We start from the raw sequence: 15714 nt of genomic DNA, 5'->3' as shown, positions 1-15714 counted from the left end.
GATCGCACTGATCACCGCCCTCTGGCGCTGCCCAGCCTGCCACCGCAACCCCAACGACTCCACCACACTTGGTCAAGGACCATGACCGAGCCCTGCAGATTCCGCATTGACACAACGGGCGGCTTACCGAGTCACACCACTACCGCTCGTCATCGGTCGCCATTCTCGCCACCATCGTGTCCGGTCTCAAGGGTGTGACTGGCAGACGAAGTTGGCGGTCCGGCCCGACATCTGCGCAGGTCACGACGTGAGCCGGAAGTACTAGTTGGCGGATTCTGGCAGCGATAGTTGGCGTCGAGACGCCGAGGAGGCACGCCCCCACGCACAAATCCGCTGGTCGCAGGCGCGGAAGGACCCCGACCGCCAACTATCGGTGCCAACTGCCAACTACGGCTGCCAGTCACAAAGGGCTGTGCACCGGATCGGAGGGGGCGGGCAACAGAACAAGCATGCGTGCTTGATTTGTTCCTGACGTCCTGTCACGCTGCTGCCCGTGGACGGGGCGGAGCCGGCTGGGAGGCCAGGGTGCTGCGGATCGGGAATGCGGCGGGGTTCTACGGGGACCGCTTCGGGGCGATGCGGGAGATGCTGACGGGTGGGCCGCTGGATGTGCTCACCGGGGACTACCTGGCCGAGTTGACCATGCTGATCCTGGCGCGGGACCGGCTGAAGGACCCCGGGCTGGGGTATGCGCGGACGTTTCTGCGGCAGTTGGAGGAGTGCCTCGGGCTGGCGGTGGACCGGGGGGTGCGGATCGTGGTCAACGCCGGGGGGCTGAACCCGGGTCGACTGGGCGAGGCGATCGGGGAGTTGGCGGCCAAGCAGGGAGTGCCGGTCCGGTTGGGTGTGGTGGACGGGGACGATCTGCTCGGGCGGCCGGAGTTGCCCGGTGGCTTGCTGGCGGCCAACGCGTACCTCGGGGGACAGGGGATCGCCGAGTGCCTGCGAGCCGGTGCCGACCTGGTGGTGACCGGGCGGGTCACGGACGCGGCGCTGGTCTCGGGGGCGGCGGCGGCCCACTTCGGTTGGGAGGCAGAGGACTTCGACGCCCTGGCGGGGGCGGTGGTGGCGGGTCACGTGCTGGAGTGCGGGGCGCAGGCCACCGGCGGGAACTACGCGTTCTTCCACGAACACGACGTGACCCACCCCGGCTTCCCGATCGCGGAGCTGCACGCGGACGGCTCCAGCGTGATCACCAAGCACCCGGGCACCGGCGGTGCCGTCACGGTCGGGACGGTCACCGCCCAGCTGCTGTACGAGACTTCGGGTGCCCGCTACCCGGGCCCCGATGTGACGGCCCGGCTGGACAGTGTCCGGCTGACCGAGGACGGGCCCGACCGGGTGCGGATCAGCGGGGTGCGTGGCGAGGCCCCGCCGCCGACCCTCAAGGTCGGGCTGAACCGGCTGGGCGGGTGGCGCAACGAGGTGGTGTTCGTGCTCACGGGGCTGGACATCGAGCGCAAGGCAGAGCTGATCCGGCGTCAACTGGCCGGCGTTGTCCAGGCGTCCGAGGTGCGCTGGACACTGGCCCGCACCGACCACCCGGACGCCGGCACCGAGGAGACCGCCTCCGCGCTGCTCAGGCTCGCCGTCAAGGACCGCGACCAGGAGGCGGTGGGGAGGGCGTTCACCACGGCCGTCGTCGAGCTCGGCCTGGCGGGCTACCCCGGGTTCCACCTCACCGCCCCACCCGGCCCGGCCGCCCCGTACGGCGTCTTCGAGACCGCGTACGTCGCAGCGGCGAGCGTCCCGCACCGGGCCCAACTCCCGGACGGCACCCACCGGACAATCGCCCCGGCCCCGGTCACCCGCCCGCCGGTGCGGGTCGAGGACCCGCCGCTGCCGCCCCCGCCGCCCGAGGGCCCGACCCGGCGGGTGCCGCTCGGTCTCGCCTTCGGCGCCCGCAGCGGCGACAAGGGCGGCGACGCCAACCTCGGGGTCTGGGCCAGGAGCGAGGACGGCTGGCGCTGGCTGGCCCATCGACTGACCGTGCAACGCCTGCGCGAACTCCTGCCGGAGACGGCGGAGTTGCCGATCGACCGTCAGCTGCTCCCGGAGCTGCGCGCGGTGAACTTCGTGATCACCGGGCTGCTCGGCGAAGGCGTCGCCGCCCAGCACCGCTTCGACCCGCAGGCGAAGGCGCTCGGCGAGTGGCTCCGCGCCCGGCACGTCGACCTCCCGGAGGAACTGCTGTGACCACGCTGCCCACCCGCCTCGATCCGGCCGGCCCCGAGTACCGGGACAACCGGGACGCGATGCTGGCCAAACTGACCGCGCTGGACGCCGAGCACGCCAAGGCGCTGGCCGGTGGCGGCCCCAAGTACCTGGAGCGCCACCGGAGTCGGGGCAAGCTGCCGGCCCGGGAGCGGATCGAGCTGCTGGTCGACCCGGGGTCGCCGTTCCTGGAGCTCTCCCCGCTGGCGGCCTGGGGCAGCGACTATCCGGTCGGTGCCGCGCTGGTCACCGGGATCGGGGTGATCGAAGGCACCGAGTGCGTGATCACCGCCAACGACCCGACGGTGCGCGGCGGGGCCAGCAACCCGTGGACGCTGCGCAAGGCCCTGCGGGCCAACGAGATCGCGCTGCACAACCGGCTCCCGCTGGTCAGCCTGGTGGAGTCCGGTGGGGCCGACCTGCCGAGCCAGAAGGAGATCTTCATCCCCGGCGGAGCGCTGTTCCGCGACCTCACCCGGCTGTCCGCCGCCGGGGTGCCGACGGTGGCGGTGGTGTTCGGCAACTCGACCGCCGGCGGCGCGTACGTGCCGGGGATGTCCGACCACACCGTGCTGGTGCGCGAGCGGGCCAAGGTCTTCCTGGGCGGCCCGCCGCTGGTGAAGATGGCCACCGGGGAGGACGCCGACGACGAGTCGCTCGGTGGCGCCGAGATGCACGCCCGGGTCTCCGGGCTGGCCGACCACCTGGCCGAGGACGAGCACGACGCGCTGCGGATCACCCGCCGGATCGTGCACCGCCTGCACTGGCGCAAGGCCGGGCCGGGACCCGACCCGACCGCCGCGCCGCCCAGGTACGCCGAGGAGGAGCTGCTCGGCCTGGTGCCGGGTGACCTCAAGGTGCCGTTCGACCCGCGCGAGGTGATCGCCCGGATCGTCGACGGCTCGGACTTCGACGAGTTCAAGCCGCGCTACGGGCCCAGCCTGGTGACCGGCTGGGCCGAGCTGCACGGCTACCCGGTCGGCATCCTGGCCAACGCGCAGGGCGTGCTGTTCAGCGAGGAGTCGCAGAAGGCCGCCCAGTTCATCCAGCTCGCCAACCAGCGCGACCGGCCGCTGCTCTTCCTGCACAACACCACCGGCTACATGGTCGGCCAGGCGTACGAGCAGGGCGGCATCATCAAGCACGGCGCGATGATGATCAACGCGGTCTCCAACAGCAAGGTCCCGCACCTCTCGGTGCTGGTCGGCGCCTCGTACGGGGCCGGGCACTACGGGATGTGCGGGCGGGCGTACGAGCCGCGGTTCCTGTTCGCCTGGCCGAGCGCCAAGTCGGCGGTGATGGGCCCTCAGCAGCTGGCCGGGGTGCTGTCGATCGTGGCCCGGCAGTCGGCGGCGGCGAAGGGGCAGCCGTACGACGAGGAGGCCGACGCCACCATCCGGGCCCTGGTGGAGCAGCAGATCGAGGCCGAGTCGCTGCCGGTCTTCCTCTCCGGCCGGCTCTACGACGACGGGGTCATCGACCCCCGCGACACCCGCACGGTGCTCGGTATCTGCCTGTCCGCGATCCACAGCGCCCCGGTCGAGGGCGCGCGCGGCTACGGCGTCTTCCGGATGTAAGGGACCTGACCGATGATCACCTCCGTACTGGTCGCCAACCGGGGCGAGATCGCCCGCCGGGTCTTCCGGACCTGCCGGGACCTGGGCATCGCCACGGTGGCGGTGCACTCCGACCCGGACGCCGGTGCCCCGCACGTCCGGGAGGCCGACAGCGCCGTCCGGCTGCCGGGGGCCGCCCCCGCCGACACCTACCTGCGGGCCGACCTGCTGGTCGCCGCCGCGCTCGCCGCCGGGGCGGACGCGGTCCACCCGGGCTACGGGTTCCTGTCCGAGAACGCCGGGTTCGCCTCGGCGGTGGAGCGGGCCGGACTGACCTGGATCGGTCCGCCCGCCGCCGCGATCGCCGCGATGGGATCCAAGACCGAGGCGAAACGGCTGATGGCGGCGGCCGGCGTGCCGGTGCTCGCGGTGCCGGCCGAGCCGACTGCCGACGACCTGCCGCTGCTGGTCAAGGCAGCGGCCGGTGGCGGTGGCCGGGGGATGCGGATCGTCCGCGAACTCGCCGAGCTGCCGGGCGCGTTGGCCGCCGCCCGGGCGGCGGCGGCGAGCGCGTTCGGGGACGACGAGGTGTTCTGCGAGCCCTATCTGCCGAACGGGCGGCACGTCGAGGTGCAGCTGCTGGCGGACGCGCACGGCACGGTCTGGGTGGTCGGCGACCGGGACTGCTCGCTGCAGCGCCGGCACCAGAAGGTGATCGAGGAGGCCCCGGCGCCCGGTCTGGCCGAGCCGCTCCGGGCCGAGCTGCACCGGGCCGCGACCGCCGCCGCCCGGGCGATCGGCTACCGGGGCGCCGGGACGGCCGAGTTCCTGGTCACCCCTGACGGGCGGTGCTGGTTCCTGGAGATGAACACCCGCCTCCAGGTCGAGCACCCGGTCACCGAGTGCGTCACCGGCCTCGACCTGGTCGCCCTCCAGCTCCGGATCGCCGAGGGCGAGGCGCTGCCCGCCGAGCCGCCGCCGACCAGGGGCCACGCGATCGAGGCCCGGCTGTACGCCGAGGACCCGGAACAGGACTGGCAGCCCCGGACCGGGACCCTGCACCTGCTCGAAGTGCCCGGTGTGTCGGTCGAGTTCGACACCGGCGCCCGGGACACCGGCCTGCGGCTGGACTCCGGGGTGACCGACGGCACCGAGATCGGCCCGCACTACGACCCGATGCTCGCCAAGCTGATCGCCTGGGCACCCACCCGGGCCGCCGCCGCCCGGCTGCTGGCCACCGCGCTGAGCCGGTCGCGGATCCACGGCCCGGGCAGCAACCGGGCGCTGCTGGTCGCGGCGCTGCGCCACCCGGCCTTCCTGGCGGGGGAGTTGCACACCGGCTTCCTCGCCGAGCACGAGCACGAGCTCGGCGGCAAGGGTGAGAGCCTGGCCCGGCCGGCGCTCGCCGCCGCGCTCGCCGAGGCGGGCGGTTCGCCGTTCCCGCCGGGCTGGCGCAACCTGCCCTCGCAGCCGCAGACCAACCGCTACCGGGCGGCCGACGGCACCGAGTACGAGGTGAGCCACCGGCTCACCCGGGACGGCCTCCAGGGGCATCCCGGGATCGAACTGGTCGAAGCCAGGCCGGACTTGGTCACCCTGCGAGCCGAAGGCCGGACCCACACCTACCGGATCGCCCGGTACGGCGGCACCCTGCACCTGGACGGGCCCACCGGCGCCGCCACCCTCACGGCCCTGCCACTGCTGCCCGAACCGGAGGTCGAACCGACCCCCGGCGCGCTGCTCGCACCGATGCCCGGCACCGTCACCCGGACGGCCGCCGCACCCGGCGACCACGTCACCGCAGGCCAGCCGCTGCTCTGGCTGGAGGCGATGAAGATGGAGCACCGGGTGAGCGCGCCGACCGACGGCGTGCTCACCGAGCTGCGGGTCGCCGCCGGCCAGCAGGTCGAGCCGGGCGCCCTGCTGGCGGTCGTCCGGCCGCACGACTGACACCCGACCCACCGAAACCCACCGCACGGAAGGGACCTTCGCCATGTCCGCACCGCTGCTCAACCCGGTCGAACCCGAGGAACACCAGGCCCTGCGCCGAGCCGTCGGCGACCTCGCCCGGCGCTACGGCCCCGAGTACTTCCGTCGCAAGGCCCGGGCGGGGGAGCCCGTCGACGAGCTCTGGGCGGAGGCGGGGAAGGCGGGCTACCTCGGGGTCAGCCTGCCCGTCGAGTACGGCGGCGGGGGCGCCGGGATCACCGAACTGGCCATCGTGCTGGAGGAGTTCGGCGCGGCCGGTTGCCCGCTGCTGATGATGATCGTCTCGCCCGCGATCTGCGGCACGGTGATCGCGCGCTACGGCACCGAGCAGCAGATGCAGAGCTGGCTGCCCGGCCTCGCCGACGGCAGCCGCCGGATGGCCTTCGGCATCACCGAGCCGGACGCGGGCTCCAACTCGCACCGGCTGACCACCACCGCCCGCCGGGACGGCGGGGACTGGCTGCTGACCGGGCGCAAGGTGTTCATCTCCGGCGTCGACCACGCCGACGCGGTGCTCTTCGTGGCCCGGACCGAGGACGCCCGCACCGGGCGGCTGAAGCCCGCGCTGTTCGTGGTGCCGCGCGAGACGCCGGGCTTCGAGTACCGGGCGATACCGATGGAACTGGTCACCGCCGAGCGGCAGTTCCAGGTCTTCCTGGACGAGGTCCGGCTGCCGGCCGACGCCCTGGTGGGGAGCGAGGACGCCGGCCTGGAGCAGCTGTTCGCCGGGCTCAACCCGGAGCGGGTGATGACCGCCGCCTTCGCCCTCGGTCTGGCCCGCCAGGCGCTCGGCACCGCGACCGACTACGCCAGGACCCGGACCGTCTGGGACGCCCCGATCGGTGCCCACCAGGCGATCGCGCACCCGCTGGCCCAGTGCGCGATCGAGATCGAGCTCGCCCGGCTGATGATGCTCAAGGCCGCCCAGCTCTACGACCAGGGGCACGACGTGGCCGCCGGCGAGGCCGCCAACATGGCCAAGTACGCGGCCGCCGAGGCGGCGTGCCACACGGTCGACCAGGCGGTGCACACCCTGGGCGGCAACGGGCTCACCCAGGAGTACGGGCTGGCCGCGCTGCTCACCGCCACCCGGGTCAGCCGGATCGCCCCGGTCAGCCGGGAGATGATCCTCAACTACGTCGCCCAGCACACCCTGGGGCTGCCCAGGTCCTACTGACGGGAGGTCAGGGTCGGCGCCAGCAGCGGCGCGGCCGCGCCGGGCCGCCGGTCGCGCTGCTGCTGGTCGGCGCGGGCCCGGTGAAGCGGCCTCGGAGCTGCCCTGTTCGATGGGCCCGGCCAAGCCCGCGTCGCGTTCGTCCACCCGCAGGCGTTCAACTCCGCCCGAGGAGTCCGAACGACGTCGGCGCTCTGTCCGCCCCGCCCGTCAGCCGCCACTCTAGGAAGTCCCGCTCCACCCAGCGTCCGCCCAGGAGGCACCTATGGCGTTCCGCAGCGACTACCCCGACATCGAGCCGCTCGACCTGCCGATCCACGACGCGGTGCTCGGCGACCACGCCGGGCACGCGGACACCCCGGCGCTGGTCGACGGTCTCACCGGACAGTCCGTCAGCTACGCCCAGCTGGACGGCGCCAGCCGTCGCTGTGCGGCGGGCCTGGCCGAGGCCGGGGTGCGGAAGGGGGACCGGATCGCGCTGTTCAGTCCGAACACCATCGCCTACCCGGTCGTCTTCTACGGAGCCACCCGGGCGGGCGCCACCGTCACCACGGTCAGCTCGCTCAGCACCGCCGCCGAGCTGGCCGGCCAGCTCCGGGACAGCGGGGCCCGCTGGATCGTCACCATCGCGCTGTTCCTCCCGGTGGCCACCGAGGCCGCCGCCGCGCTGGCGGCGGAGGGCAGCCCGATCGAGGAGATCTTCGTCTGCGACCAGGCCGAGGGCCACCGTTCGCTGGCCGACCTGCTGGCCTCCACCGCACCCGAGCCCACCCCGGAGATCGACCCGGCCACCGACATCGCCGTGCTGCCGTACTCCAGCGGCACCACCGGCCTGCCCAAGGGCGTGATGCTCAGTCACCGCAACGTCAGCAGCAACCTGTTGCAGACCGACTCGGTGCACGCCACCGGGCAGGGCGAACGCATCCTGGCGGTGCTGCCGTTCTTCCACATCTACGGGCTGACCGCCCTGCTGAACCACCCGCTGCGGTCCGGCTCCACCGTGGTGGTGCTGCCGCGGTTCGACCTGGAGCAGTTCCTGCGCACCATCCAGGACCAGCGGATCGAAGGCGTGTTCGTCGCGCCGCCGATCGTGCTGGCGCTGGCCAAGCACCCGTTGGTGGAGCAGTACGACCTCTCCTCGGTCCGGTACGTGCTGAGCGCCGCCGCCCCGCTGGACGCCGACCTGGCGGCGGCCGCCGCCCGCCGGCTCGGGCTGGAGCGGATCCACCAGGGCTACGGGATGACCGAACTCTCGCCCGTCACCCACGTGGTGCCGCTGGACGACCCGAACCCGCCGGCCGGGACGGTCGGCCGGCTGGTGGCCTCCACCGAGCTGCGGGTCACCGCGCTGGACGGCTCGGGCGACGAACTCGGGGCCGGCGAGCGGGGCGAACTCCTGATCCGGGGGCCGCAGGTGATGCAGGGGTACTTCGGCCGCAAGGGCGAGACCGACGCGATGATCGACCCGGACGGCTGGCTGCACACCGGCGACGTCGGGGTGGTGGACGAGCGGGGGTACCTGTTCGTGGTGGACCGGGTGAAGGAGCTGATCAAGTACAAGGGCTACCAGGTCGCGCCCGCCGAACTGGAGGCGCTGCTGCTCACCCACCCCGAGGTGGCCGACGCCGCCGTCATCGGGGTGACCGGGGCGGACGGCGAGGAACGCCCGAAGGCGTTCGTGGTCCGCACCCCGGGCAGCGGGCTGACGGAGCAACAGGTCGGCGACTTCGTGGCCGGGCAGGTGGCACCGTACAAGAAGGTCAGGGCGGTCGAGTTCATCGACCAGGTGCCCAAGTCGGCAGCCGGGAAGATCCTCCGCCGCCAGTTGCGCGACCGCACCTGAGCCGCACCTGAACCGCACGCGGGCCCGCCGGTCTGGCAGGATCGGCGGGACCGCGGCCGGCCGTACGGATGGTAGGGACCGCCGGCGCAGTCCGACCGCAGGCAACGGAGGAACGCCGGGATGTCGACCCAAGCCGCTCGTACCCCGCAGCAGGACCGCAGCCGGGCCACCCGGCGCCGGCTGCTGGAGGCCGCCGTGGAGTGCCTGGCCGAGTTGGGCTGGAACGGCAGCACGGTCGCCGTGGTGGCCGAGCGGGCCGGGGTCACCCGCGGCGCCGCCCAGCACCACTTCCCGACCCGGGAGGACCTCTTCACCGCCGCCGTCGAGTACGTCACCGACGAGCGGCTGGCCGCCGTCCGGGCCGACACCGGGACGCTGCCGCCGCCCGGGGAGGCGCGCACCGAGGCGGTGGTCGAGCTGATCGTCCGGCTCTACACCGGGCCGCTGTTCCGGGCCGCGCTGCACCTGTGGGTGGCCGCCGCCACCGAGCAGGCGCTGCGGGAGCGGATCGTCGCGCTGGAGAACCACCTCGGCCGGGAGGCCCACCGGGCGGCGGTCGAGTTCCTCGGCGCCGACGAGTCGCACCCGGGTGCCAGGGAGACCGTTCAGGCCACCCTGGACCTCGCCAGGGGGCTGGGACTGGCCAATCTGCTCACCGACGACGGCCCGCGCCGGGCCGGAGTGGTACGTCAGTGGGCCAGAACTCTGGACGCCGTGCTGATCACCTGAAAAGCTCAGCCGTCCCGACGGTGTACCCCACCTGACGGACCAGCAGTAGCCGCACTCTCCACCGCCGTGCAGTCTGGTGGAAGCCGATTCGCCCCGGCCCCGCCGGGGAAGGTATCTGACAGGTGATCCCCTGATCATGCAAGGCAGCGAGCGCAACGTCCCGGACGGCACCGGCCCAGTGGCGGGTGCCGCTCCGCCGCGTCCGGAGGGGCACGGGTCGGAGGGCCACCGGCTGGTGCCGCTGGCGACCGCCCTGGTGGAGGGCGACGGCCGGATCCTGCACTGGAGCGAGGACGCCGAGGCGCTCACCGGGTACCCGGCGGGCGAGGCGGTCGGCAAGTACGCGGCCAGGCTGCTGGTGCCGGAGGAGTCCCGCGGCCGGGCCTTCGAGCTGTTCGAGCGGATCATGGCGGGCAAGGGCTGGTCCGGGGTGTTCCCGATCCGGCACCGGGACGGGCGGCTGGTGGAGCTGGAGTTCCACACCTACCCCGTGGTCGGCCCCGGCGGCGTCCGGCTGCTGCTGGCCACCGCCTCCGACCTCGGATCGCTGCGCCAGGTCGAGGGCGACCTCGCGGTGCTGGACGGGATCTTCACCCAGTCGCCGATCGGGATGGCGGTCTACGACACCGAGCTGCGCTACGTCCGGCTGAACGACGCGCTGGCCCGGATCAACGGCCTGACCGTGGCCGAGCACCTCGGACGGCGGATCAGCACCATCCTGCCGGGCATCAACAGCTCGGAGATCGAGGCGGTGATGCGCCAGGTGCTGGCCACCGGCCAGCCCGTGGTGGACGCCCGCTCGCACGGCCGGACCCCCGGTGACCCGCGCCGGGAGCGGGCCTGGTCGGCCTCGTACTTCCGGCTGGAGGACTCCACCGGCCGGGTGCTCGGGGTGAGTTCCTCGATCATCGACGTGACCGAGCGCTTCCAGGCCGAGGCCCGGGCCTCCCGGGCCCAGGAGCGGCTGGCCCTGCTGGCCGAGGCCACCGCCAGGATCGGCACCACGCTGGACCTCCAGCGCACCGCCGAGGAGCTGGTCGAGGCGGTGATCCCCAGATTCGCCGACTTCGCCACGGTGGACCTGCTGGAGCCGGTGCTGCGCGGTGAGGAACCGTCATACCTGCAGCCGGATCGGGGTGTCATGCTGCGCGCGGTGGCGGTCGGCGAGGCGTACGAGTCGGGGATGACCATCGCGGCGGACGCGGTCGGGGCCACCTCGGAGTACGACTCCAAGCGGGTCTACACCGAGTGCCTGCGCAGCGGGCGCCCGCTGCTGCGGCCGCACGTGGACGAGCAGGTGCTGGCGGCCCTGGTGAACGAGCAGTCCCGGGTCGCGCCCGGCGTCCGGGCGGGGGTGCACTCGTATCTGATGGTGCCGATCCTGGCCCGGGGGATGGTGCTCGGCGGCTCGGAGTTCGTCCGGATGCGCAACCCGGAGCCGTTCACGGCGGCCGACGTGGCGCTGGCCGAGGAGCTGGTGGCCAGGACGGCGATCGCGCTCGACAACGCCCGGCTCTACCGGCGGGAGCGGGAGACCGCGCTGACCCTGCAGCGCAGCCTGCTGCCGCAGGAGATCCACCGCACCATCGGCCTGGAGATCGCCTACCGGTACCTGCCGAGCAGCGTGGTGAGCGAGGTCGGCGGGGACTGGTTCGACGTGGTGCCGCTGTCCTGCGGACGGGTCGCGCTGGTGGTCGGCGACGTGATGGGCCACGGCATCCGGGCCGCCGCGACGATGGGTCAACTGCGCACCGTGGCCCGGACCCTGGCCACCCTGGACATGCCGCCGGACCAGGTGCTGACCCGGCTGGACGAGACCGCGACGGGCATCGGCGAGGGCCAGTTCGCCACCTGCATCTGCGCGGTCTACGACCCGATGGACGGCACCTGCACGATCGCCTCGGCCGGCCACCTGCCGCCGGTCCGGGTCGACCCCGACGGCACCTCGCGGGCGCTGGTGCTGCCGCCCGGCGTCCCGCTCGGGGTGGGCGGAGTGAGCTTCGAGAGCACCGAGTTCACCCTGCGCGAGGGCAGCCTGCTGGCGCTCTACACCGACGGCCTGGTGGAGCGCCGGGGCGAGGACATCGACCACGGCATCGGCGTGCTGGCGCAGACCCTGGCCGGGCACGGCCGGACGCTGGAGGAGAGCTGCGACGCGGTGCTCGCCGCCCTGGTCCGGGACGGCACCGAGGACGACATCGCCATGATCATGGCCCGCGCCCTGCCGATCCCCGCCGACCGGATCGCCACCCTGGAGCTGGACGGCGAGGGACCGGCCCCCAGCCGGGCCCGCCGCTTCACCCGTCGCACCCTGGAGGAGTGGGGCCTGACCGCCCTCTCCGAATTCGCCGAGCTGCTGGTCAGCGAACTGGTCACGAACGCCCTGCTGCACGCCGACGCCCCGCGCCGGCTGCGGCTGTTCCGGGACCGTACCCTCACCGTCGAGGTGGCCGACTCCGGCACCCAGGCGCCCCGGCTGCGGGCCTCCGCCGAGGAGGACGAGGGCGGCCGGGGCATGCACCTGGTGAGCGAACTCGCCCACCGCTGGGGCACCCGGCAGACCAAGGACGGCAAGGTGGTCTGGGCCGAGATGGAGCTCGACTACCGGTACCGCTGAGCGCCGTCCGCCCGGATATACCGGTTGCCCGGCGGCGACCGCAGCGGATGGAATGGCCTGATGGTTACTCAGATCCGCCCGCCGCGGCGCGAAGAGACGGACGCCTACTACCGGCTGCTGCCGTACGTGAACGGGCTCCCGCAGTGGGAGCCGGCCGAGGCCGCGTGGCACGGGGGACCGGAGCCGTGGCCACCGCAGCCTTCCCCGGCGACCGCCGAGCAGATCGGGGAGTGGGCGGCGGCCGCGGCCGGGGACGCGTCGTTCCACCCGATCGCGGCCTTCGCCGACGGGGTGTGCGTCGGGGCCTCGGCCGCCCTCTCGTTCGCGGTGACGGTCCCCGGTGGGGGGACGGTCCGGATCGCCGGCGTCACCTCCACGGCGGTGGCCGCCACCCATCGTCGGCAGGGCCGGCTGCGCGGGATGATGCAGGCGATGTTCGACGCGGCGCTGGAGCGGGGGGAGCCGGTGGCGATGCTCAGCGCGAGCGAGGGCGGCATCTACGGCCGGTACGGGTTCTCGCCCGCGACCCACCGGGTCCGCTGGGAGCTGGCTCGGCACGAGGCGGCGCTCCTCCCGGCCGCGCCCGACCCGGGATCGCTGGAGCTCGTCGACGCCGCGCGGGCCCGGCAGTTCTGGCCGGAGCTGCACGCCGAGGTGCGGGCCCACCGGGTCGGTGAGCTCACCCCGCCGCCGGGGCACTGGGACGGGCTGTCCGACGAGGCGGACGGTACGGACGGACCGCTGCGGTACCTGGTGCACCGGGACGAGCACGGAGAGCCGGACGGTCTGGCGAACTTCCGGCTGCCGTGGTCCCCGACCGCGGCCGGCGCGGGGACGCTGGTCGTCGAGGCGCTGGAGGCGACCCGCCCGGCGGCCTACCGCGCCCTGTGGGCGCTGCTGGTGGACTTCGACCTCACCAGGACGGTGGTGGCGCCCGGCCGCCCGCGTGACGAACCACTGCGGTGGATGCTCGCCAACCCCCGGGCGATGCGCGTCACCCGCCAGTCGGACAACCTGTGGGCCCGGCTCCTCGACGTCCCGCTCGCCCTGACCCAGCGTTCGTACGACACGGCGGGCACGCTCGCGTTCACCGTCGACGGCGACCGGATGTGCCCGGCGAACAACGGGACCTGGCTGCTCCGGGCGGACGGTGCCGAGGTGACCTGTGTCCCCACCGAGCGGGCGGCGGACCTCACCGTCACGGTGCAGGCGCTGGGTTCGCTCTACTTCGGCGGGGCGTCGGCGCACGACCTGGCGTACGCGGGCCACCTCGTGCCGCACACCGAGGGCGCGGTCGGGCAGCTGGCCCGGATGTTCCGGACCGACCCCGAACCGCACAACTCCTTCGGCTTCTAGGGCAGACGGGCCCTGGGGTGCGGCGGGGCCGACGAAGGGTCAGTGGACCAGTTCGGACGGCTGCTCCGCCGACCGGTCGTCACCCGCCCGGCGGCGGAGCAGGTGCCAGGAGAAGGCGGCGGAGGCGAGGAGCAGGGCCGCCGCGATGAAGGCGGCGATGTTCATGCCGTGGACGAAGGCGGTGCGGCTCGCGGTGAGCAGCTGGTCGCCGAGCTCGGCGGGGAGGGTGCCGGCGGCCTCGACCGCGTTGCCGAGGGACTCGTCGGCCCGGGCGGCCAGGGCCGGGTCGACGCCGGCCGGGGCGACCAGGGTGGCGGCGTAGATCGCGGTGACCACGGAGCCGACCAGGGCGATGCCGAGGGCGGTGCCGAGCTCGTAGGCGGTCTCCGAGACGGCCGAGGCGGCGCCGGCCTTGTCGGCGGGGGCGGCGGTCAGGACCAGGTCGGCGGAGAGGGTGTAGACGATGCCCTCGGCGGTGCCGACGGCCAGGAACGAGCAGCCGAGCACCAGGTAGCCGGTGTCCTGCTGGACCCAGCCGAGCACCGCGATGCCCAGGCCCATCACCAGCAGCCCGCCGACCAGGGTGGCCCGGGCGCCGGTGCGGCGGGCCAGCTGGGCGGTGAGCAGGCCGCCGACCACCGCGCCGACGAAGGCGGGGAGTTCGGCCAGACCGGCCGTCAACGGGGAGTACCCGCGCACCAGTTGGAGGTATTGCGACATGAAGAAGATCACGCCGGACAGACCGATCAGCGAGGTGAGCGAGCCGAGCACGGCCGCCGTGAAGCGCGCGTCGGTGAACAGCCGGACGTCCAGCAGCGGGGTGGGCAGCCGGAGTTGGCGACGGACGAAGACGGCCAGCGCGGTGGCGCCGAGCGCGAAGGTGACCGGCACCGGCCAGTGGCCGAGCCCGCCCGCGGCGGCCTCCTTGATCGCGTACACCACGCCGATCACGCCGGACATCGAGAGCAGCACGCTGAGCACGTCCCAGCGGCCCGGGTCCGGGTCCTTGGACTCGGGCAGCAGCCAGGCGCCGAGCACCAGCAGCAGCGCCAGGATCGGCAGGTTGAGCAGGAAGACCGAGCCCCACCAGAAGTGCTCCAGCAGGATGCCGCCGACCACCGGGCCGAGCGCGGCGCCGGCGGTGGCGCCGGCGCCCCAGATGCCGATCGCGGTGGCCCGCTCCCGGGCGTCCGGGAAGAGGCTGCGGATCAGCGAGAGGGTGGAGGGCATGATGGTGGCGCCCGCGACCCCGAGCAGCGCCCGGGCCAGGATCAGCCAGCCGGCGCTCGGCGCGTACGCGGCCAGCAGGGAGGCGGCGCCGAAGGCGCTGGAGCCGATCAGCAGCAGCTTCTTGCGGCCGATCCGGTCGCTGAGCGCGCCCATGCTGACCAGCAGGCCGGCCAGCACGAAGGAGTAGCTGTCGCCGATCCAGAGCAGCTGGGTGCCGCTGGGGTGGAGGGTCTCGCTGATCGAGGGCAGGGCGAGCGAGAGGACGGTCGCGTCGAGCGCGACCAGGGTCACCGCCAGCACCAGGACGGCGAGGCCGACCCAGCGCTGCCGGGAGGCGGGTCGGTCGAGGGTGGTGCTCATGACTGGTCAGGGCTCCTGAGGGCGCCGCCGAGGAAGAGCTCGGCGAGCGAGTAGGCACTGTCACGGGGGGCGAGGCGGCCGTCCTGGACGGCCCAGCCGACGCCGGCCACCAGGTCGAAGAACGCCTCGCTGAGCCAGCCGGCCGAGAGTTCGATCCGGAACACTCCCTGCTGCTGGCCACGGAGGAAGAGGGCGCGGACCCGCTCGTCCTGGATCTCCCAGAGCTCGTTGATCTCCGGGTCGTCGAAGAGCTGGTTCTCACCGGCCAGGAAGGCGCAGAGCGCCGCGTCCGGCACCACGGCGTCGACCAGGCGGCGCAGCGCGGCCTGGGCGTCGCCGTCGTCTATCGCGGCGGTGTCCAGCGCGGTGGCGAACTTGCGCAGGCCCAGCGCGCCCACCTCGCGGATCAGCGCCTCCCGCCCGGGAAATATCCGGTGCAGGGTGGCCCGGCTGATCCCGGCGGCGCGGGCGATCTCGTCCAGGTGGGCGGTGGGTCGGCGGGAGAGCACGCCGACGGCGGCTTCGAGAACGGAGTCACGGTCGGTGGCCATGAGTCGAGTGTAGATCAGATGAGACGTCGATGTCTCATCTGAATCGGAAATGCCTCAGTCGGAGCCAGGCCCGGTCCGGTCGGGCGGCGGTCCGC

The 15714-nt window shown here is 73.5% G+C and carries 10 protein-coding genes; 8 read left to right on the top strand and 2 right to left on the bottom strand.

Annotation, left to right across the window (positions count from 1 at the left end; translation table 11 throughout):
- Window positions 1-525: 525 nt before the first annotated feature.
- The 8 genes from ACIRPK_RS10495 (at window position 526) to ACIRPK_RS10460 (ending at window position 13478) form a co-directional block, all read left to right on the top strand.
- Window positions 526-2196 carry an acyclic terpene utilization AtuA family protein gene (locus tag ACIRPK_RS10495; RefSeq protein ID WP_403035827.1) on the top strand — a complete coding sequence of 557 codons (1671 nt, stop codon included), beginning with the start codon at window positions 526-528 and terminating at the stop codon, window positions 2194-2196.
- Complete coding sequence (locus ACIRPK_RS10490) at window positions 2193-3791, top strand: acyl-CoA carboxylase subunit beta (RefSeq protein ID WP_403035825.1); 1599 nt, start codon at window positions 2193-2195, stop codon at window positions 3789-3791. Before ACIRPK_RS10495 ends, ACIRPK_RS10490 begins: the two co-directional genes overlap by 4 nt.
- Before the next feature lie 12 nt (window positions 3792-3803).
- Complete coding sequence (locus tag ACIRPK_RS10485; RefSeq protein ID WP_403035823.1) at window positions 3804-5720, top strand: acetyl/propionyl/methylcrotonyl-CoA carboxylase subunit alpha; 1917 nt, start codon at window positions 3804-3806, stop codon at window positions 5718-5720.
- 43 nt (window positions 5721-5763) lie between these two features.
- On the top strand, window positions 5764-6936 hold the full coding sequence (locus tag ACIRPK_RS10480; protein WP_403035821.1) for an acyl-CoA dehydrogenase family protein: 1173 nt from the start codon (window positions 5764-5766) through the stop codon (window positions 6934-6936).
- Window positions 6937-7198: 262 nt separating this feature from the next.
- The gene (locus ACIRPK_RS10475; protein WP_403035820.1) at window positions 7199-8776 is read left to right on the top strand and encodes an AMP-binding protein; all 1578 of its coding nucleotides are present in this window, start codon (window positions 7199-7201) and stop codon (window positions 8774-8776) included.
- A 120-nt stretch (window positions 8777-8896) separates the two neighbouring features.
- Window positions 8897-9505, top strand: a complete 609-nt coding sequence (locus tag ACIRPK_RS10470) for a TetR/AcrR family transcriptional regulator (RefSeq protein WP_403035818.1) — start codon at window positions 8897-8899, stop codon at window positions 9503-9505.
- 136 nt (window positions 9506-9641) lie between these two features.
- Window positions 9642-12122, top strand: coding sequence for a SpoIIE family protein phosphatase (locus ACIRPK_RS10465; RefSeq protein WP_403035817.1), 2481 nt, complete (start codon window positions 9642-9644; stop codon window positions 12120-12122).
- Window positions 12123-12182: 60 nt separating this feature from the next.
- Window positions 12183-13478 (top strand): GNAT family N-acetyltransferase, encoded by a 1296-nt coding sequence (locus ACIRPK_RS10460; protein WP_403035816.1) that lies wholly within the window; start codon window positions 12183-12185, stop codon window positions 13476-13478.
- Between the two features lie 39 nt (window positions 13479-13517).
- Here the strand turns inward: ACIRPK_RS10460 and ACIRPK_RS10455 are convergent, their stop codons facing one another.
- Both ACIRPK_RS10455 and ACIRPK_RS10450 read right to left on the bottom strand, forming a co-directional pair.
- Window positions 13518-15068, bottom strand: coding sequence for an MFS transporter (locus ACIRPK_RS10455; RefSeq protein ID WP_403035812.1), 1551 nt, complete (start codon window positions 15066-15068; stop codon window positions 13518-13520).
- The gene (locus ACIRPK_RS10450) at window positions 15065-15619 is read right to left on the bottom strand and encodes a TetR/AcrR family transcriptional regulator (RefSeq protein ID WP_184910954.1); all 555 of its coding nucleotides are present in this window, start codon (window positions 15617-15619) and stop codon (window positions 15065-15067) included. The genes ACIRPK_RS10455 and ACIRPK_RS10450 overlap by 4 nt, the downstream gene beginning before the upstream one ends.
- Window positions 15620-15714 lie beyond the last annotated feature (95 nt).

It is taken from the genome of Kitasatospora sp. NPDC101801 (assembly GCF_044766665.1).
In the GTDB taxonomy this organism is placed as follows: Bacteria; Actinomycetota; Actinomycetes; order Streptomycetales; family Streptomycetaceae; genus Kitasatospora.
This window is presented reverse-complemented; position numbering and strand designations above follow the sequence as displayed.

Excerpts from the sequence above, each read along its gene's own strand:
- ACIRPK_RS10485 (WP_403035823.1), top strand. The coding sequence starts at position 3,804 with ATGATCACCTCCGTACTGGTCGCCAACCGGGGCGAGATCGCCCGCCGG.
- ACIRPK_RS10450 (WP_184910954.1), bottom strand. The coding sequence starts at position 15,619 with ATGGCCACCGACCGTGACTCCGTTCTCGAAGCCGCCGTCGGCGTGCTC.
- ACIRPK_RS10465 (WP_403035817.1), top strand. The coding sequence starts at position 9,642 with ATGCAAGGCAGCGAGCGCAACGTCCCGGACGGCACCGGCCCAGTGGCG.
- ACIRPK_RS10455 (WP_403035812.1), bottom strand. The coding sequence starts at position 15,068 with ATGAGCACCACCCTCGACCGACCCGCCTCCCGGCAGCGCTGGGTCGGC.
- ACIRPK_RS10470 (WP_403035818.1), top strand. The coding sequence starts at position 8,897 with ATGTCGACCCAAGCCGCTCGTACCCCGCAGCAGGACCGCAGCCGGGCC.
- ACIRPK_RS10460 (WP_403035816.1), top strand. The coding sequence starts at position 12,183 with ATGGTTACTCAGATCCGCCCGCCGCGGCGCGAAGAGACGGACGCCTAC.
- ACIRPK_RS10480 (WP_403035821.1), top strand. The coding sequence starts at position 5,764 with ATGTCCGCACCGCTGCTCAACCCGGTCGAACCCGAGGAACACCAGGCC.
- ACIRPK_RS10475 (WP_403035820.1), top strand. The coding sequence starts at position 7,199 with ATGGCGTTCCGCAGCGACTACCCCGACATCGAGCCGCTCGACCTGCCG.